Annotated in this window: 10 protein-coding genes; 2 read left to right on the forward strand and 8 right to left on the reverse strand. The window is 44.7% G+C overall.

Annotated features, from left to right (window positions below):
• Positions 1-37: 37 nt before the first annotated feature.
• A complete protein-coding gene (locus OCU77_RS11610; protein WP_048900188.1) occupies positions 38-919 on the reverse strand; it encodes a LysR family transcriptional regulator in 882 nt (293 codons plus the stop codon).
• Positions 920-1,085: 166 nt separating this feature from the next.
• Positions 1,086-10,211 carry a retention module-containing protein gene (locus OCU77_RS11615; RefSeq protein WP_048900189.1) on the reverse strand — a complete coding sequence of 3,042 codons (9,126 nt, stop codon included), beginning with the start codon at positions 10,209-10,211 and terminating at the stop codon, positions 1,086-1,088.
• A gap of 339 nt (positions 10,212-10,550) precedes the next feature.
• Between OCU77_RS11615 and OCU77_RS11620 the strand changes: the two genes are divergently transcribed.
• On the forward strand, positions 10,551-11,195 hold the full coding sequence (locus OCU77_RS11620) for a LysE family translocator (RefSeq protein WP_048900190.1): 645 nt from the start codon (positions 10,551-10,553) through the stop codon (positions 11,193-11,195).
• Between the two features lie 115 nt (positions 11,196-11,310).
• On the opposite strand, the gene treC is transcribed toward OCU77_RS11620, so the two are convergent.
• The 3 genes from treC to treR all read right to left on the reverse strand — a co-directional run bounded on the left by treC (position 11,311) and on the right by treR (position 15,755).
• Positions 11,311-13,008, reverse strand: coding sequence for an alpha,alpha-phosphotrehalase (gene treC / locus OCU77_RS11625; RefSeq protein ID WP_107302885.1), 1,698 nt, complete (start codon positions 13,006-13,008; stop codon positions 11,311-11,313).
• A gap of 120 nt (positions 13,009-13,128) precedes the next feature.
• Positions 13,129-14,559, reverse strand: a complete 1,431-nt coding sequence (treB, locus tag OCU77_RS11630; protein WP_048900192.1) for a PTS trehalose transporter subunit IIBC — start codon at positions 14,557-14,559, stop codon at positions 13,129-13,131.
• Between the two features lie 251 nt (positions 14,560-14,810).
• The gene (gene treR, locus OCU77_RS11635; RefSeq protein WP_048900193.1) at positions 14,811-15,755 is read right to left on the reverse strand and encodes a trehalose operon repressor TreR; all 945 of its coding nucleotides are present in this window, start codon (positions 15,753-15,755) and stop codon (positions 14,811-14,813) included.
• Between the two features lie 476 nt (positions 15,756-16,231).
• On the opposite strand from treR, the gene OCU77_RS11640 reads away from it, so the two are divergent.
• A complete protein-coding gene (locus OCU77_RS11640) occupies positions 16,232-17,398 on the forward strand; it encodes a Card1-like endonuclease domain-containing protein (protein ID WP_048900194.1) in 1,167 nt (388 codons plus the stop codon).
• Positions 17,399-17,492: 94 nt separating this feature from the next.
• On the opposite strand, the gene OCU77_RS11645 is transcribed toward OCU77_RS11640, so the two are convergent.
• The 3 genes from OCU77_RS11645 to OCU77_RS11655 form a co-directional block, all read right to left on the reverse strand.
• The gene (locus OCU77_RS11645) at positions 17,493-18,743 is read right to left on the reverse strand and encodes a hypothetical protein (protein WP_048900195.1); all 1,251 of its coding nucleotides are present in this window, start codon (positions 18,741-18,743) and stop codon (positions 17,493-17,495) included.
• Between the two features lie 128 nt (positions 18,744-18,871).
• Positions 18,872-19,597: an oxygen-insensitive NADPH nitroreductase gene (gene nfsA / locus OCU77_RS11650; protein ID WP_048900196.1), complete on the reverse strand. Its 726-nt coding sequence runs from the start codon at positions 19,595-19,597 to the stop codon at positions 18,872-18,874.
• Between the two features lie 5 nt (positions 19,598-19,602).
• Positions 19,603-20,793, reverse strand: coding sequence for an iron-containing alcohol dehydrogenase (locus OCU77_RS11655; protein ID WP_048900197.1), 1,191 nt, complete (start codon positions 20,791-20,793; stop codon positions 19,603-19,605).
• Positions 20,794-20,850: the final 57 nt, after the last annotated feature.

The following is a 20,850-nucleotide window of genomic DNA, read 5'->3' on the forward strand; positions in this document are numbered from 1 at the left end:
GGAATAATCACACATCTAAAACGAATGATGCTTTCGCTCAATACACATTAGTTTCAATGTCTAATTCACTGATTGCTTTTTTAAGCCAACTAATCGCAGGACCAGCAGGAACAAGTTTCGAGCTCATCAATTCAATATAAACGGCCTCTGAGCTCAAGCCAAAATCAACATCATTTAGCTGAATGAGATCCCCTTTGTCTATTTGATTTTCAACGCAGATTAATGGCAGTGCTGACCAGCCCATCCCAGCAGTAACACCAGCGATGAGATCGACGATATTATCGAACTCCCAGCGATTCACGCTAATAATCGCAGAATCAAAAGATTTGTTTACGGGTAATAGCAGTTGGCGCTGATAACACAAATCATCATACCCAACTTTCTTTCCTGCAAATGGGTGCTTAGGTGAAACAACCACAACTGTCGATACGGATTTAAGCGTATAGCTGTGATAGTCCACGTTGTCTTTGGTATCCCAAAAACCAATCCCAAGATCCAATGAGCCATCAGTGACAGATCGGCGCAATAAGCTAGAATCCATATTAACGACTTTAAGCCTAACGTCAGGGAAATGCTGAGCAAATCGACTCAATAGCTCAGGAATAACAAAGTGACTAATACACCCCTCAATACCAATAGTGACTTGATCTTCAACTTGTTTATGAAAGCTTGCTACTTTTCGTTCCATATCATCACTGAGTTCGACAATACGTTTCGCATAGTCATATAAGGTTACACCTTCATCTGTTAGCGTCGGATAACGCCCTGAACGATCAAAAAGTGACAAATTAAAATCAATCTCTAAATTCGCAATAAGCTGACTAATCGCAGCCGGTGTTTTTTTAACAAGTCGCCCAGCAGCACTAAATGATCCCGTGTTAGCTGCAGCTACAAATGCACTCAATTGCTCAAGATTCATTGAGTTACCCTATAAATGCTCAAATATTCACCATGGATATTCATGTTAACGTACTCATTAAGATTAGTACGCCTCTACGCATGTTATTGACAAAAAACTAACACGAGATATTTTGCTAACTGGCTGAACAAGAAGACCAATCACTCGTCACTCATTCAAATAGAGGTTAATCCAGTTTAAATGCTTGTTGATTAAATAGCTGAGTAATGATGTCTTCACTTGTCGCTCCGCTTGCTAGCCCTAAGTCTGATAGACCAACACTCGACAAGTTAATCACCTGCGTTCCGCCACCACTGGTATTGACATCCAGACTGAGCGCGCTGTTATCACCGCTTGCAGTAATACTCGCCAGTAGATCATCTAACCCTAAACCATCGCTATTTTGATCATCCAAGATCTGAGAGATATCAAGCTGATCGCTATTTAATTCAAAGTCGGTGATCTCGTCGGTATGCGCGGCAATATCCTCACTACGCCACAAGAATAAATCATCACCACTGCCGCCCGTTAAAATATCATCACCCAAACCACCAATCAGGATATCGTTACCACCAGTAGCCTCTAAAATATCGCTACCACTGCCTCCCGTTAGCGTTTCAGGTTCGTCACCGCCGATCACCAAATTTCCGTCAGATGACGCTGTCGCCCCTACTGCTAAATCATCACTGGCTTCCACTGTAATATTGATATCTATCGTATTCGCAGAAACTTCAGTCTCTCCAGCAACAGTTGATTGTGCTTGTACTGACAGTGCTGTCGACCCTGCGCTGAGGCCGCTGATATGCAAGTCTGTCAGCTCCGCTGGTGTTAATCGTGTACTGTTCGCATCAATAGATGTACCGAGAGGTGTGCCACTGCTATTCACCAGCACACCACCATTTAAGCCACTCACCACGATAGTGAGCTCATCAGGAGCAGGATTGGCCACGGCAGCCATTAAGCCAAGCAGCGGGATCAAGGTAGCTGTCGCTGCAGTTATCGTTGCCGTTTGTGGACGATTTAATGTCAGTGTCGGAATATCGGGTTTAGGCTGAACAGTAATATCAACCGTTTTGGTATCTGTCAGCGGCCCAGGTATACCTGTATTACCATTATCGTTGGTGAATACTGTCAGCGTGTCATTACCATGAAAATCTGGATTACCTTGATAGCTTAAGCCCACAGCTAGCGCAGTATTAATGGCATCAATTTGCCCTGTAATCTGAAGTGACCCTGTTCCCTGCCCTGTGACAATAATGTCAGTGGTATCAAGTAAGGTGAGCAAGCCACTGTTCACATTCAATGCCACGGTTATGTCACCATTATTCTCACGTGCGTCCACGTCGGTGATAACAATGTTTGAGATAGTCAGAGGAAGATCTTCATCCGCCGACAATGGTCCTGTGGGTACAACATTAATAGGCGCATCATTTTCAGCCGTCACATTCAGGGTTAGAGTTTGATTGGTTGCCAAGCTATCTTCCGCTGCAACGCCGTTATCAACGCCGCGAATATTAACCGCCAGTACTATTTCTCCGTTGGCATTCACTGGGTTAAACACCAAACTGTTGAGCTGGGTCGACGCAATTTCAAACTGCCACACACCACCGCCAAGGTTGACTGCTGTTCCGTTGGTCGGTACTTCAAAGGTACTGGAATCAGGTACATTCGATATGGTCACCAAGAGTGACTCAGGAGGGTTCTCTGTGATATTACTGACGGGCGGATTGACACTGTCTTGCTTGTCTCGCGCTTCTACATTGAGCTCAAGGGTTATGCTGGCGCTCTCAGTTCCTTGATAAGTAGTGGTGATGTCGCTATCGACCCGATCCCCAATTGGCGTCACTGTCACATTCACGGTTGTGCTTTTCTCGGCAACCTCACTTAATAAGTCTTCTTTGGTAAAAACCGTGATCCCCAATTCCACATCACCACTAAAATCTTTCGGCGGGATCAGGTTAACCCCAGATAAATCAAAGCTAGTACTGTTCGCGGGAACCGTTACTTTCCATTCCCCCCCGCCTAAATTACGGGCTGGAGAGCCAATCAAGAAGCCATCAGGTACATTGGTTAGAAGCACAGACACCATAGACTCGGAGCCATCAATATCATCAAGTTGAAACGCCACTGCGCCCAAGGATATACCGCCAGCTTGTTCTTCTTCACCGACAATGACTTGGTCTGTACCACTGAATTGAACGTCATCATTCACAGGGATCACATCAAACTGAATATTGGTTATGACATTCCCCGAATCAGCGGCTGTTGCTGGCGCCGTTAAGTCATAAGTCACATTATCAATAACGACAGCATCCACAGCGACACTGACAGGACCACTGTAGTCTTCAAAAGGTTGGAACTGAATGGCATTCAACTCACTGCTACCGACAGTTATCGATTGTGTTGGGGTAACACTGCCATCAGGGTTAGTCACCAAAAAAGCCCCAAGGGCGGCATCGACCGACAGTGTCGCTTGATCAACACTTTCCAAGCCTTCATCTAAGCTGGTGCTTATATCGGCCAAGGTAGCCGCTAATGCTAACGTGATAATGCCATCTTCATAAGCGCCATCCGTTAAGATAGCTTCAGGATTTCCCGTCTTACTAATCGGTTGTTTATCTGCATCTAGCCCTGCTGTTTGCACCACATTAATATTAAGTTCAGGGTTACCTTCATTCGGCACGTCAACAATGGGGGCAACACGTACCTGCAACGTCAGATTCTCAGTATTCACGTCTCCGCTAGTGATATCGGTAGTCACCAAGCGTACAGGGAAATCAAAGTCACCGGCAAAATCCTCTGCCAAATTCAATGTCACGCTCGTTAATATAACGTCGCCTGTTGTTGGATCAACCGGCACCTGAATAACGTACTCACCATTAACAAAATCAAATTCAGTGCCACCAATAGTGACACCACTTGGGAGATCACTGGCTTGAATAACCAATGAAAAAACATCATTTGTTTGATTACCATCAACGGCAACCGACACAATATTGCCAAGCTGAACACCCAGATTAACGGTGCGATCTTCATCCCCTGTGATCACGGCATTGTTAATCACTATTGTGCCCGCTTGATTAGTATTAACCGAGGTATTTGGTGAGAAATCTAAAGTAAGTACATCATCAAAGCGGACCCGTGAGCTGATATCACCTTCTGGAATGCCTGTTGCAGCATTACTGTCCCCTTGGTCTTGCACTTGCGCACTAATGGTTAAATCAAATGTGCCTGTGTAACCACTCGGGGCAACAATCTGAATGTTATTGAGTTGGCTTTCTGGCACAACCCAATTTCCTTCCCCATCATGAAAGCCACCTACCACCACAAAACCTTCAGGTAAGGGATCGCCATTGCTGTCCGTTGTGGGGAAGCTGATCACCACTTTACGCACAATTTCATCACTTGAATCTTGCGGTGTCGGCGCATCATCTTCAACAAAGTTGAGCTGACCTTGCGAGTTCGCACCGTTACTTAAATCAATGACACCTTGCGTGCTGCTTTGCAAATTACTGACCGCCGCACCTGTACTATCTTCAACTTGCAAAACACCATCAGGCTCAACAACCGCACGAATATCGACCACTAAACTGCCGATGATCTCTTTGGTGGCTGTCGGCTCACCATCAGGATCGGTTTGCTCTATGGTTAAACGTGTGGTGAGGGTTAAATCACGATCTGAATCTTGTGGCGCTTGCAGCTGTAATTGACTACCCGCTTGCAAGGCACTGATTTGAGCCGCTGTCAGCACTATCGCCCCACCCGCTTGTGGTGTTAACACCACGCCATCAATCAACAAGCTGTAATCACTCGGGATGGCATCAATACTAAAACCAACAATCTGTTCCTGATTATCAATAAAGCCTTCGTCAGCTGCTGGCTGCCAATCAATATTGATGGTGGTATCTTCTAATGCACCGTTTGAGGTGGTTTTGGTAAAATCCACGGCATCTATCACTGGCGCGATATTGATTTTAATAACACCTTCAGAGGTTAACTGATCGCCATCATCTTCTGTTGTCACCAAGGTCGCTTTGAGTTCGATATCTGTCGTGCTGTGCAATGGTGGAACAACACTGATACTTTGCAGTGATGATAAATTCACCTCATACATAGGGTTACCGCTAGCATCATTACCGACAAAGGTCAGTGTCTGAGGATTACCCGTGGCATCAAAAATCTGCACGCCTGCTGGAATATTCGAAATAACTAAGGTTAAGGTTTCCGAATTATCACTCGGTTGTTTTAACGCGTCTTCACCCGAAACAATATCGAAATTCAGTGTCGCGGTGCCATCTTCTAAAATTAGGGTTTCGACCCCTAGCTCTGTGGGTAACTTCTGCCAGTCACCCGGGTCGAGGCTACCATCAGGGTCATCAGCCACAACAAAATCAGGTACATCGGCAACGCCTGTTAACGCCACTTCGAGTTGCTTAGCTGGGGTGATAAACACATCCTGAACAGTTTGGGGATCACCCGCAACATCCGTAATCACCGCGGTATCAACAACTTTACCCTCAATGGTCAATTCAAAATTAAGGTTACTTTCTGGTGTCGGTTGAAAAGTCAGTAAGCTTAGCTGATCAATCGGGACTTCATATTTACCGTCGGCATTTGGAGCTTGTTCTACATCGTCAATAAACACCTTACTGGCAACAGGTAAACCCGATACCAGAATAAATCGCGTTTCTGAACCATCGGTGTCATCTGTGTCTGACAAGGTGATGAAATTACCCAAAGCTATACGAACATCTTCGTTGGATTCTATTCGTGTCACTTTAAGCACTGCGCTGTCCGCGACAGGTAATACATTCACGACTATTTCAATCGCCACTGAATCCGCATTTTGTACATCGAACACAGCAAGCTCTTCACTTTGTGCGATCGCAGTTAGTCGAATATCACCACTGTAATTATCATTTGGATTAACCTGCACCGAATCAATATTCGCGGCGGCAATTCGCCACTGATTTGGCCCCGTACTGACGAGCCCGCTCCCCACTAAGGTGCCATTGATAACACCGTTCGCATCGGGCTGAATTTCTACGATATAAAAGAGCGTTTCTGAGCCATCGGTATCATTCAAATCCGCCGTTAATTGCAGCGCGATATTGGCCTCATCCTCACGCCCTGTGTAGTGGAGCTCGGTTTGATCAAAATCCCACGTTGGAATATCCGCTATACCTAACACAGAAACAGTAAAGGTCGCAGGAATCGGAGGATGCGGCACATCGTCAGTATCGACTGTCACTTGAACCGCAAAATTTAAATCACCATTAATGGTCGAGAAGTCAGCCGTTGGTAGAAAGCTGACATTGTTCATGTCATAAACTATGCCATCACTCGTGGTAAATGCGGCCACGGGTACAATATAAAACTGGCCATCTGGCGTTTTATCTAGCTTCACGCCATCATGATAGAAATCACCATTTTCAGTGGTAGGAACCTGAATTAACACTTCACCAATGCGCTCACCACGATCCGCATCCCCCACACTCACTTGCATAAATACAGGCTGACCGGTGGGTGGATCGATAATACTTTCATCGGGGTCAGGCACACGACCGACATCTTCGAACGTTTGTAGTGGGGTGATTTCAATAATCACAATGGGTGACTGATCTGCAATATTTAAGGTAATGGTGCTTAATGCAATATCCCCATCACCGTCCGTCACTTTGTAAGGGATTTGATGTGTTAACGTCGCGCTATCATGGTCAATATTGGGTTCAACAATAAATTCAACCCGACCATTTCCGCGAATGCGAAGCTGGCCCAACAATACCCCACGATCATCATGAATCGGGATGCTATTAAAGCCTGTCCCGGTAAGGACAATTTCTTGGCCTTGATCAAAAACAGACGTAACGCTTGCGTCATCAGCCCCTTCACGGGCAGCAGGTAACAAATTAACACGATTAGTTACGCCACCACCTTCTGTCACCGAAAAGCTAATATCACGACCATTGGCGACATCATCGGTTACCACGACAGAAAGATTTACAATGTCACTCAAATCACCATCTTGGTCTTGCGCTTGAATAGGCAAGAGGACAACTAAGGTATCGGCACCTTGCACGCTATGATCCAATGCGCCCAATAAGGTAAATGTATAGCTTCCTGTGGGTTGCAAAACATACTCAAAGACAACTTTATCCGCACCACCTTGCCCAGCACCAGCCACGACACCTTGATATACGCCGCTACCCGCATCTTGCAGCTCAATCAAAGCACCGTCACTGGTCAGGGTGGGATTTCGCTGATTAAAAGAGGCTGTGTTGATAACGAAGGTCACCACTTCATCACTGCCCGTAGTTACGGTAAAAAGTGAAGCATCAATATTACCGACTCCCGACGGGGTCGAACCTTGGTGATTATCCGCATTCCCATCAATATCACTTTCCAACACTGCAGCAGGCGCTGGAGAATTAATAACAGGGTTATCGCCATCACGCAGCACCAATTCAACTAAGGCGGTGGTGGTTAAATCATCCCCATCGGTATCTTGTATTTGAAGCGGTAAGTTTATTGTTATTTGTTCACCAGTCACTTGAACCAAACCTTGGCTATTCCCATTAATGTTATGGTCCAGCGGTGCATTTTGCGTCATTGTCAGGCTAACTCTGACATCCTCAGCACCAGCATTCACGCCCGCACTGACACCAGTTACATTAACCGCACTAAAGGTAATCACAAGCAGCGTTTGTCCAGCTAACTCCCCAATTAAGGTATTGGTTGTAGCGTCAAAACTGTAGCTCAGCGCTTGCCCTGCAGATAAAACATCTGCGGTTAGTTCTGCAATTAAGGCTGCCAGTTGCGTAGGATCTATCGTAATACTGCTTGGGTCTAAACGATCTACGCCTGCTGCAAAAGTAAAACTTGCAGTATCAGTGGCGGGATAACCACCCGCTTGTCCAGTGGGAATGGATAAACTACCTTCTCGTAAATCTGCGCTATCTTGGGTGGTAAAAGCACCGCTGGGATCAAGGCCGTCGTTAATGGTAATTATCAACTCACCATTTGGCGCCGTGACATCGTTATCGCTATCTTGTCCAGTCACCCCTAGCACAAGTTCAGTGGTATCTTCAGCATTAATTTGGTCTAGCGCTTGGCTTTGCACCAAGGTGTAACTGCCATCGGTTGCTAATGTCACAGTCAACACAGTTTGGCTTGGATCTGACGCCAAAAATACCGTCAACACATTCGCGCTGACGCTAAAATCAGTCGCAAAACCATGGCTTGTGAGGTTTTCAACACTCGGTTGGGATGATAAAAATGAGACCGACTGCATCACATCACTGCCCAGATTTATCTCAATTTGACCATCATCAATCGTTCCGACTTCAGTGATTACACTGCCTTGATCTTCAACAAAAGCAGGAGCTTCGCCATCCGTTGAGGCAACGGTCAATACTGCCGGCTGCCCTAAAAAATCACCATCACTGTTTTGCGCTTGAAGCGGTATTTTAAATTCAAGTTGTTGGTCGGTAACTGTGAGTAATGTCTGCGACTGGCTCAGGTGATCCAATGGCAACCGTTGGATCATCGTATTGGATATCAGAATATTCTGACCATCTTGGATGGGAGTCATAACCACGCTCAGCACTTCTTCGCCTGAGGCTAATCGCCCCGTCAGCGTTATTTCCCCTGTCGCCGCTTGGCTTGTCGTAAAGGTGATGGCTTGTCGGCTGCTCGTCAGTGAATTGAGTTCTTGTATCAGTGTTTGTTCAAACGCAGGGTCCAAAATCAGTGACTCGGGCACCATGCGATCAACCCCCGCTTTAATCACAAAACTGTCACTGTTTGAAACAGGGTATTGTTCTACCGTCACCGTACTATCAAGATCACCCTCAACGACTTGGATCCGTCCTTTATTCCCGCCATCAGGATCAGCACCATCGAGAATTTTAATATTCACGTTCTCAACATTACTGGTATCACCATCTTTATCCGTCACCGTTACACCAAGGGCTAATACCGTTACATCTGTGATAGGGTCTTGGTCAAACGGTTGCGACAAGGTCACGCTATAAGCCCCTGTCGTGGTGATGACAATTTGTAAAACCTCAATATTAGGATCGTCGGCGCGTGTCACTAAAATAGTATCGCCAACCACTGAGAATTGAGTGGCAAAACCATTACTGGTTAACCCAACTAGGGGCGGCTGATCTGCTGCAAAATCGACCCTTTCAATAAAGTCACTCCCGACATCAAGGGGGACCTGACCATTGATTGTTTGCGGATCATTTTGCTCTTGTAATTCAACCCCAGGGTCTGTGGCTAACGCAGGGAACTCACCATCATTCAACACCGCATTCATAGTGACAGGCGCTAGCATTGCATTGCCACCACCATCAAAAGCTTGAACAGAAAATGTCACATTCAGTTGCTCACCATCGACTGAAACTAACCCATTATTCGCCACTATATGATCGATGGGTAAACGCTGCTCAACCGTTAAGGAAACCACTAAATCAGTCCCTAAGGTTTGGGCGTTTAAGCCAAAAATCACCACCACGCCTTCACTGCTGGTGCCTACAATTTCATTATCAGCAAGATTGTAAACAAAGCTGACACTTTGACCGTTCGCAGTGACCGTTTGAGATAATGCACTAATAATTTGAGCTACTGACGCGGCTTCAAATACCACACTGCTTGGTTCCAAGGGCAAAGAGCCAGATTGAATAAGAACACTCTGCTGCGCATCGACGGGATAAGTTAAAGGCTGTAAATCCCCTTCCGTCAGAACAATAGAAACCGATTGACCACCAGCAGCTAAAATAAACGGCTTTTCATCATCGTCATCTTGGTTCGGAAAGCGCTGAAAAGCGGTGTCGTAACCCGCCATGGCCAAGGTTGAAAGGTAGTTATAATCAATGGCAACAAACCCATCATTGGCCGAACCATCATCATTACCTGCGGCAGGTGCATCTAAAATCGTAGTAGGATCTTGCCCAGCTAAAATAGCGGCTTGGATCGCTGCAATATCAACACCTTGTGCGTCATCTGGAGAGGTAAGCGCTAGCGATGACGATTGGGAAACCGCCTGGGTATTCTGTTGAATCAAAGAGTTGGTTGAGGTGTCGGCTGTTGAAGTAGGAGATAAGCACGCTGCACAATTGGCATCAACAGTCACCAAATCACCATTGATAAACACCAAGACTTGAGCACCGTCATCTGTCACTATGACCTGCCCCACTTTTAACACCATGCCCGCTTCAATCAGTATGGCTTGATCGTTCGCTGTAAGTAAAAATGCCGTTCCTTCGACACTTTCAACAACAGCAGCTTGCCCCACCTCAACTTGATGCATCGCCTCGTCCTCGCAGCATACCGATTCATAAAATAGACTTAAACCTTCGGTCTATAACTACTAAGTATGTACGAGTATTTGAATTTATCTTAAAACAGATATGAGAATCATAAATAAGAATCAGCTGCACCAAAATCGAACAAAACAAATCTACTCACGCCCCCAGCTTTAGTTGGCTACATATTCGTAACTAAAATGACATTTGTTATCTACTGCTTATAACAATAGATATAGGAATAACATCTGATTTTTGATCCCCTCGCGGCTTTAATTATCTACCAAATAGTATAAAATCCAGCCCTTCCTTCTGAATCCATATAACAGTAACGTACCAACACCATGATTGATTTTTCTATACTGCCTGTTTATTTAACTGCGGTGGTCGCTTTATTGCTGATCCCTGGCCCAGATATGTTACTCATTGCGAGCTCTAGTCTGAGCTACGGTCGAAAAGTAGGTGTATTTGCCAGCTTAGGTAATGCAACCTCAGGGGTGTTACTCACGCTATTGGCGGCAATGGGCGTATCAGCACTGATTGCGATGAACCCGATTGCGCTTGAAGTCCTTCGTGTGATGGGCGGTGCTTATTTATTAAAGATGGGCTGGGATTGCATGCGCACAACCCCATCAGATGCACCTGAATTAGAAGCTCAATCTGGTATAGCCAAAACCTTATATCGTCGTGCCGTGATCAGTAATTTACTGAACCCTAAAGCGCTTATTTTCTTTGTGCTATTTTTACCTCAATTTGTATCGCCCCAATCAACAGCAACGTCAGGCGAGCAAATGTTGGTGCTAGGCTTGCTCCTAAACGTATTGGGCTTACTGTTTAACTTATTCTTAGTCACCACAGTGGGTAGCCTAGGTAAAACATTATTGAAGAATGAAAAGTTCCGCACTAACCAGCACAAGTTTATGGGGCTTATCTTTTTCATCTTGGCTATTTGGCTTTTGGCCTCACAAGTGCCGACGCCTACGCTGTAACAAACAAAAGATAAACGAAAGGCTTCCAATTGGAAGCCTTTTTTACATCTACTCAGCCTGTTGGTTCGGGTGTGCAAACCAAGGGTCAAGCTAGGGGGAGTCTACGGAAAACCAGTTACTTTGAGTGATCAATACAAACAACACGGCACTCATAAGGGCGAAGTACTAGCTTTTGTTCTGGCTTCTGAGCACATTCAGCTTCAGCTAAATCTGTGTAGTTACCTAAGATATACGTCCCTTCCGCTACCTTAATCTCAGGCGGTATTTCGCACTCTACCGATTCACCATAGTAGTTATTAATACACACCAAGGTTTGACTCGCTGACTGGCGTTTATAACAAAACAGCTGCGCATGCTCAGGCATCAAATCGGTATAGTCACCCGTCGTGATCACATCAAGTTCTTTACGCAATGCGATCAACTTACGGTAATAATGAAAAACAGAATCAGATTCTGCGACTGCTTGTTCTGCGTTCAAGTGTGGATAATTACTGGCAACCTCAAGCCAAGGCGTACCTTGGGTAAAACCTGCGTGCGCACTGGCATCCCATTGCATCGGGGTACGTGAGTTATCACGGGATTTTTGCGCCAAAATAGCCAACATATCCGCTTCACTGACACCTTGTTCATTCACCATGATGTTATACATATTGGTACTTTCAACATCACGGTACTGATCAATCGAAGCATACTTAGGATTGGTCATCCCAATTTCTTCTCCTTGATAGACATACGGTGTGCCTTGCATCATGTGAATCGAGGTGGCTAACATCTTGGCAGACAGTTCGCGGTATTCCTCATCATTACCCAAGCGGCTCACAACACGTGGCTGATCATGGTTACACCAAAACAATGCGCCCCAGCCATTAGCATGCAAACCTTGCTGCCAATGATTAAAAATCGATTTTAACTGTAAGAAATCAAATGGCGCTTTCGTCCATTTTTCACCGTTTTGATAATCCGCTTTTAGGTGGTGGAAATTAAACACCATCGACAGCTCTTTACCATTGCGTGCAGAGTATTGTTGGCAATGCTCTAACGTAGTCGAAGACATTTCACCCACAGTCACTGAGCCGTATTTCTGAAACACCGCTTTACTGATTTCTTGCAGGTATTCGTGCACACGTGGGCCATCGGTATAGAAGCGTCGCCCATCACCTATATCATCATTCACAAAATCTTGCTGCTTAGAAATCAGGTTGATCACATCTAAGCGGAAACCATCGACGCCTTTTTCAGCCCAAAAACTGATCACGTCTTTCACTTCTTGGCGAACTTTTGGGTTTTCCCAATTCAAATCGGCTTGTTCTTTCGCAAACAGGTGCAAATAGTATTGACCAGTTTGCTCATCGAGTGCCCATGCATTACCACCAAACTTTGATTGCCAGTTCGTCGGCTCTGCACCCTCAACAGGATCGCGCCAGATATAATAATCACGGTATGGACTCGTCTTATCACCCAATGCTGATTTGAACCATGCATGTTCAGTCGACGTATGGTTAACCACAATATCCATGATAATACGGATACCACGCTGATGCGCTTGGCTTAGCAACTCATTAAAGTTAGCCATGGTGCCAAAGTCTGGGTTAATTCGGTAATAATCGGCAATATCATAACCGTTATCAACCATTGGTGATTCATACACAGGTGTTAACCAAATTGCATCAACACCGAGTGTTTTTATGTAATCAAGTTTAGAAATAATCCCGTTGATATCGCCAGTACCCTTAGCACCACTATCACAAAAACTCTTTGGGTAAATTTGATAAATAGTTGCGGTACGCCACCATTCATATTGCTCTGTCATCATGATTACTTGCTCACGTAAATCGTCATATTGCTAAGGGCTGCACCTTTCATCGATACTTTTATTAAAAAAGGTGCAGCTTAATGTGGAATCTTGTTTATTCGTACTGAATTGCTGTTATCGTTAAGCGGGTTGAGGTGAAGACTCGATTTCCCCTTTAGCTTGTGCGCGTTTATATAACACCAGCGTAAGGACAATAGGTACGACTGTCGCAACGAGCATGGCGATAGCGAATGTCATCCAGTATTGCGGTTGGATAGAAAGAATCCCCGGAAGGCCACCTACGCCAATACCATTTGCCATCACTCCCGCACTACCACAAATTGCTGCCGCTAATGCTGAACCAATCATGGCGCTCAACATTGGGAATTTGTATTTCAGGTTAATACCGTACATGGCAGGTTCAGTCACACCGAGATAGGCAGAAATAGCAGCGGGTACTGAAATTTCACGTTCGTTGTGCTTTTTACTAATCCAAATAATACCGACAACCGCAGAAGCTTGAGCGATATTAGACAAGGCGATAAGCGGCCAAATTGGTGTCCCCCCCATGTCTTGCATTAATTGCAGATCCACAGCATTGGTGGTGTGGTGAATGCCCGTAATCACTAGCGGTGCATATAAGAAGCCAAAAATCATTGAGCCAATGACCGCAAAATCACCTGTCATCGCTGCTTTAGCCGCAACACCTACCGCATCACCGAGCATGCGACCAAATGGACCAATAAAGGCATGCGCTAAAATCACAGCAGTAATGATAGAGACAAACGGCACTATCACTAAGTACAAATAAGAAGGAATAATACGCTTAAGGTTGGTCTCAATCAGTGCAAGCGCTATACCCGCTAGCATGGCTGGAATAACCTGTGCTTGGTAGCCGACTTTTTCGATAACAAACAAACCAAAGTCCCATACCTCGGGCACTTCTTTACCGATCAAATAGGCATTCATCAACTGAGGTGACACCAGCGTCACCCCCAGCACTATCCCGAGAATTGGCGTACCTCCGAGTTTTTTCACGGTAGACCAACAAACGCCGACAGGCAGGAAGAAGAAGATGGCTTCACCAATTAGCCATAAGAATGAGTGTACTGTCGCCCAAAACTGACTGATCTCAGTTAAGGTTTGGCCATCGAACATTTTAATATCGCCGATGACATTGCGGAATCCAAGGATCAAACCACCCGTAATAATCGCAGGCAGTAATGGTACAAAAATCTCCGCTAAGTGAGAAATGCTACGCTCTAGCAAACTCATGTTCTGACGGGCTGCGACTTTGGCTTCGTCTTTACTCACGCCCGCTTGGCCTATCATTTCGTTTAATTGTTTATAAACGGCGTCAACCTCAGTACCAATCACAACTTGAAATTGACCTGCGTTAGTAAAGCAACCTTTCACCATAGGAATGCTTTCAATGGCTTTCACATCTGCTTTATCATTATCTTGCAATACAAAGCGCAAGCGCGTTAAGCAATGGCTAACACCCGCGATATTTTCGCTTCCGCCAATATGTTTGATGAGTTGCTCAATATGCTGCCTGTCTATCTTACTCATATCGATATCCGTTCATTATGTGGGGCATCAGTTACCCGTATTAAGCCTAGAGTTTCACTACGACTATTATTGTTATGCTTTGATTTGAACTGCTACATCATGTCTGTCAACATAAGTGGGAACATTCCCAAATCAACTTGCAACAATAATGGCAAACCTGACCTAAAATTAAAATGGGAACATTCCCAAAGCATGAGAAAGCTCACAATACGAGCACAGAATAACTATGGGTGATAAATGGCAGATAGGCGTTACAAATGCGCTTCTTGTGTCAGATGGGTAATAGCATGCTCGCCTAAAAGTTGCTTAATCAACAAGTTAGCAGATGACTTACCCGCATTGAAATAGCCAGGATCAATTGAGAAGGTATTGGGAAAAATAAAGGACAGTAATTCGTTCGTGCCAACTCCCGACACTATAACATCGCTACGGTTGCATTCCTGCAAGCGCTTCGCAACCCCAAGCGCTAACGTATCACTGGCACAAACAATAGCATCGGTGTCATCGGTAAGAATCGAATCGGTAAGTTGATAGGCACTTTCATGGCTTAGCTGTCCATGACAATAATTAGGGGTTAGCTGACTCGCTTTACAGTAGTTAATATAAGCATTTAAGCGCATTAAACCCGTGGTTTTATCACTGGGATCGACACCAACAAAACCTATATGTTGCTTACCAAGTTGCTGGAGTTTCGCCATTGCCAACTCGATCACACCCACATTGTCATAACCAACGGACGAAACCGCATCGGTATCAACTGCAATAACAACGGCTCTATGTTGCCATGTTTCAATCGCTTGAACATCAAAACCTGTAAAACCAAATACTATCACCCCATCGACATTACGCTTTTTTAATACATCAAGGTGTTCATTGGTTTTCTGAACGCAAAACTGGCTCTCCATGATGACAGCATCATAACCAGCAGCATAGATAACGTCTAAAATCCCGCTCACTGCTTTATTTTCCGATGGCGAGTCTAATCGCGATAAAATAATACCCACCACTTTTGCACTACCACCGCGCATTGCCTGAGCAGATTTAGAGGGCACAAAACCAGACTCTCGGATCACTTTCTCAACGTTAATACGGGTACTTTCTTTCACTTTAGGATCATTAGTCAGCACACGAGAAACCGTCGATTTACCGACCCCCGCGAGTTTCGCAATATCAAGAATGGTGAGTTTTTTAGTCATAGGTATATTCAGGTTTGAGCGTATCGCTACATTGTCGTTGCCACACTTTTTTTTTCAACCCATTTCAGCCGCTTTTATTGAATTCAGTGAAAAGAACGAGGAATAGCGCGAAGATCGTAACAAATAGATAAATTTACATTATGAGGACATGCCATTGAAACTTTGGATTTACACTCAGGTCTAAGTAAAAGGCAGAATTAAATTGCTTAATTTACACAGCAATTGCTTGAATTTTGATTAATGAAACACCATATCTTACTCAGCGATATTAAATACATTATTGCTTTTAAGATGTTTTTTTAAGCAAGCATGATTTAAATCAGCCCTATACCGTGTGGTGTTTTCAAAGCGCTTTGGTTGGCTATCTCCTATTTACTGCTGCCACACGGTCACAATATTAGAACTAAAATCACCTCGTGCCACTGGTGACTGTATAAGCCACAGCGATCAGTGAGACACTTTAAAGGTAGGAACTTATGATTACTCACGTTGGCATTATCGACCAAGACCCCGTTCGGTTGATAACCCCGTTACTAGACCATGGTGTACCCGCCAATAAAATGATTTTTATTGGTACAGAAGCGCAACGCGAACAATACGATCGCCTGTCTTCCATTTTAACGCCAAGAAACATTGATGCAGAATTCTTCGTTATTCCTGATTCCATCAATATTACTTGTATTCGCCAGTGTCTTAATGAACTCGCTGAAAAGCTAAAGCAATCACAATCTGAAGTATGGTTTAACGCCAGCTGTGGTTTACGTCATCGCTTGCTGTCTGCTTATGAAGTATTCCGCACTTTTCATTGGCCCATTTATGTCATCGAACCTTTTAGTGATGAAATGTGCTGGCTTTACCCCTCTGATCGTGAACAACAACAAGTTGAAGACCGCATCCAACTCACTGACTACCTCACTATTTTCGGTGCACGCTGTGAACTGCCAGAACAATTGGTTCCAGAAGCACTTAGCGATCAGCTACGCGAGCTAGGTCAACGCTGGGCAAGTTCAGCACTCGAGTTAGGCCCAGGTTTAGCGACTCTTAATTACCTTGCGACTACGTGCCGAAAAGAACAGTGCCTCACTGTAACGCTCAGTGAAAAACAACAAGGTTACCGTGAACTTGGCATGCTATTGGCTGATCTGGAAGAAACAGGATTAGCAACCTACAAAGATGGCTCTTTGACATTTAAACATGAAGAAGCCCGCCGCTTTGCTAATGGTGAATGGTTAGAAAATCTGGTTCACAGTACGGTTCGTGCGATTCAAAGCGACTTGCCTACGATTCAAGACCATTCTGTTGGTGTGCAGGTTTACCGTAAAATTGGTGAGCGTGAAGTTAGAAATGAGTTAGACGTAGCAACTGTGGTCAATAATAAACTGCATATTATTGAGTGTAAAACCAAAGGTATGCGTGATGACGGTGACGATACGCTATACAAGCTAGAATCGTTACGTGACTTACTCGGTGGTCTGCAAGCACGTGCAATGCTGGTAAGCTTCCGTCCACTTCGCCATCACGACTTAGTGCGTGCCCAAGACCTAGGTTTGGCTATTATCGGCCCAGACCAACTCGGTGAACTAGAGCAACACTTACACCAGTGGCTAAAAGGTGCAGGTGGTTGGGCTCACAATATTGCTTAATGCGATATAGCTAAAAAACACCAATAAAAAAGAGGTTGCACTGAGCAACCTCTTTTTTGTTATGAACAAACTCACTCAAGTTAAAGCACCAGCTTTACTGAACGTCCGAGTCAGGTGTCTCACCGTCAATGGGCAATTCAGCTTCATCTACATGCTCGTCATCAAGATCGACAGCAGCCGTTACTGGCTCTTGATCAGGCGCAGTTGACTCCTCATCAAATGAATCAGGTACAGCTAATGATGGCGTGGCTTTCTGTTCAAGCTGTAATTTCAATGCCAAAATCTCAGCTTGCTGTTGATTCACCAAAGCTTCTAATGCTGCCGCACGCTGGCTCACTTCATTGGTTTTCAATGATGTTTTAGCCACATACTGTAGACGTGCCGATTTTACATTATTCGTGATTAACGTCGCTTGTGTACGAATAGGTTGATCACGTAAATCTTGGTCATTCAATGCCTTCGATATTCTCAGCAGTTTATTTTCCATTTCTAGAATGAAGTTTTCATGCTGATCTTTGCTGAGATCACGCATGGTGCTAACTTCCAATGCGATATGAGCGGCATGAGCTAATTCAAATTCAATGTCTTTGACCGCTACCTCAATCGCAGCAAAATCACGAGGCGTTGCATCTATGGTCGCTTTACCTGATTCGATCCTGATCTCGACGCGGTTATAACTCAAAGGCGCGTAATAGCGCACATCATTACGACGATGCTGATCAAGCTGTGCTTCTAACGGTGCGATATAAATCTTCTTTACCGTTTTCACTTCTAAGCTATGCGCACGTTCCAAATACTCATCTTGCTTGGTACGCGCTTGACTCACATCTTCACGATCTATGTAGTTAAACAAGCGTGCATACAAACGACCAATCCGAGTATATTCAGAACGGTAATATTTTTTTGCATCTAGACTATCTAAATACTGCATTTGCGCCATTGCAGGAGCAAGTACCTCGTCCGCTTCTTCTTTCAAGCGCTCTAATGCCTTCATTTGCGTTTCAACAACGGTGATTTCATCGTTAAAACGATCCAAATAGGTCGAAGAAGAAAACAGTGAATAACTCTTTAAGGCAAGATCTGGATTATTAACAAGTTCTTTATAAATGCTATCAGCTTTAGCCCAGCTCGATTGCATTAAAGCAAACTTCTCAGGCGAATAAATTTCTAAAAAATCGATGCCTTGTAGCTTTTTTTGCCAAGAATTATGGCGCTGTAGGCTATTTTGATAAGCATTTTCAGCGTTAATCTCAACCGTCGCTGATTGAGGCTCGCTGGTGCTCTGACAAGCACTCAATAAAGCAGCACATACCGCTAACATGGCCACTTTACGAAATGGGTTCATAGTGTAATCCGTAATAATTATTATTTTTAAGCGCTTTACTCTGTTGTTTTTATGAAATAATCGTAATTTCAGACAAAATCGTAGTTTATTTGCTTATTTTTTTGTACTTAAGTAATAGTAACCGACCCTCATCGGGTACTAAAGCCTTTATTTGTAATAAAGCGGTGCATAAAAGGCCTCGCTTCTTTAGTGAGCGTCTCAGTTATCTGCTGAGACCAGGTCGTCTCTTTGTTTCCACCCGTTCTATTACGGTAATACTCACTGACTCTCCTATCGTAATCCGCCAATGCTTGAGTATCTAACGACGCTTGATACTGCTCCTGATGCACTATCATAGATTGTGGTAATCGAGGTTTAGATTCAGGGTTTTGCGCTGGATGCCCTAAACATAAACCAAACAATGGAATCACATGCTCAGGTAACTGTAATAATTGCGAAACGTGCTCAGGATTATTACGAATACCTCCAATGTAGACCCCACCAAGCCCCAAAGATTCCGCCGCGACTAAACAATTTTGTGCCATAAGCGCAGAATCAACGGCGCCGATGAGCGTTTGCTCAGTAAAACCTAATTGAGCTTCAGGGTGAATTTGTTGATGCCGATGAAAATCGATACAAAATACTAAGAACTCTGCAGCAGTCTCAACATAAGGTTGATTGCCAGCGAAAGCCGCAAGTTGAGCACGAGATTCAGGCATGGTCACCCGTATGACACTCGTGCATTGGATGAAACTCGACGAAGAAGCAGCAATGCCACAATCTAGAATGGTGGCAAGTACTTGTGCTTCAATCGGTTGAGGTGAGAATTTGCGAATAGAGCGATGCGCTAACAACGTCTCGATAGTGTGATTCATCCTTGTTACTCATTTTCTATCGGGGTTTGACCTATTGTTGTACCACAACAGTCGCAAATTTGCTCTAAAATGCCCAAAAGGCGGTCTTTGTTGAGCGGTAATGGATTTCCTTTTATCGCATTCGATAACATGGCATCTTCCGCCACTTCACTAAACATGGTGTCACAAAAGCCATACTCACTCACCGCAGGTAAATTCAAACGACGTAAAGTCCGTTTCGTCCACGTTATCCCGTCCCCTATTTCTGCATTCATGCGCCCAGTCAGCAAGCAAGCCAACTGACGATAGCGATTTAGCACATCGGCACGGCCAGCCTCGCGTGCCGCAAGGACGTTTTCTTGCATAACATAAGGCGATAAATGCGCAGTAATCAACCCATGTGGCGCCTGTAGCCGCCCACCCAAAGCTGATGCTAAACCATGGGCTGCGCCTAGCTTCGCATTCGCTAGTGCCATTCCCCCTAACATGGCGGCAAAAGCCATGTCTGAACGTGCTCTTGGATCATCATCTTCACACGCAGGGATAATCGCGCCAGCTAATCGTCGTAGTCCTTCTTCACAAATCATATCGGTGAGCGGATTTGGATCCCCACAAACATAAGCTTCCATCAAGTGGGTAAAAGCATCCATACCACAACACGCTGAACTGACAGGATCCATGCCGTAAGTCAATGTGGGATCTACAATAGCCATATCAGGCAGCATATCTGGGCTGCGTAGACTCACTTTGACATTTTCTTGAGCAGATCGAAGCACAGCATTTTTACTGACTTCAGAGCCCGTGCCCGCCGTGGTTGGAATCGCAATGAAAGGCAAAGGTTTAGCTTGAAGCGGCACATTACGCCCAACGACTTCAACGTAGTCATAAACGCTCCCCTGGTTGGGAATTAGGGCTGCAAGTGCTTTGCCTGAATCTAAAACACTTCCTCCGCCTATTGCAACGACCATATCTGGGCGAAACTTACGCCCCATCGCAGCCATTTCTTCAATCATGGCAATCAAGGGTTCGCCATGAACAGCGACTTGCTGATAGCGCATATTTTGCTGCTTTATATAATTAATGATGGGCTCAGAGCGGACCGCGTCTTTACCTGTCACTAATAACACGCTGTAGCCAAATTGATTAAATGCGCTCAGCGAGTTATTCAGCGCACCTTCACCAAAAACGATCCGTGTCGACGTCATAAATTGAAACATAGCTACCCCTACTACCCAATTTGAAAATCCATTCGTATAACCGCCTTATTGCGTTAT

This window comes from Photobacterium swingsii (assembly GCF_024346715.1).
Lineage (GTDB): Bacteria > Pseudomonadota > Gammaproteobacteria > Enterobacterales > Vibrionaceae > Photobacterium > Photobacterium swingsii.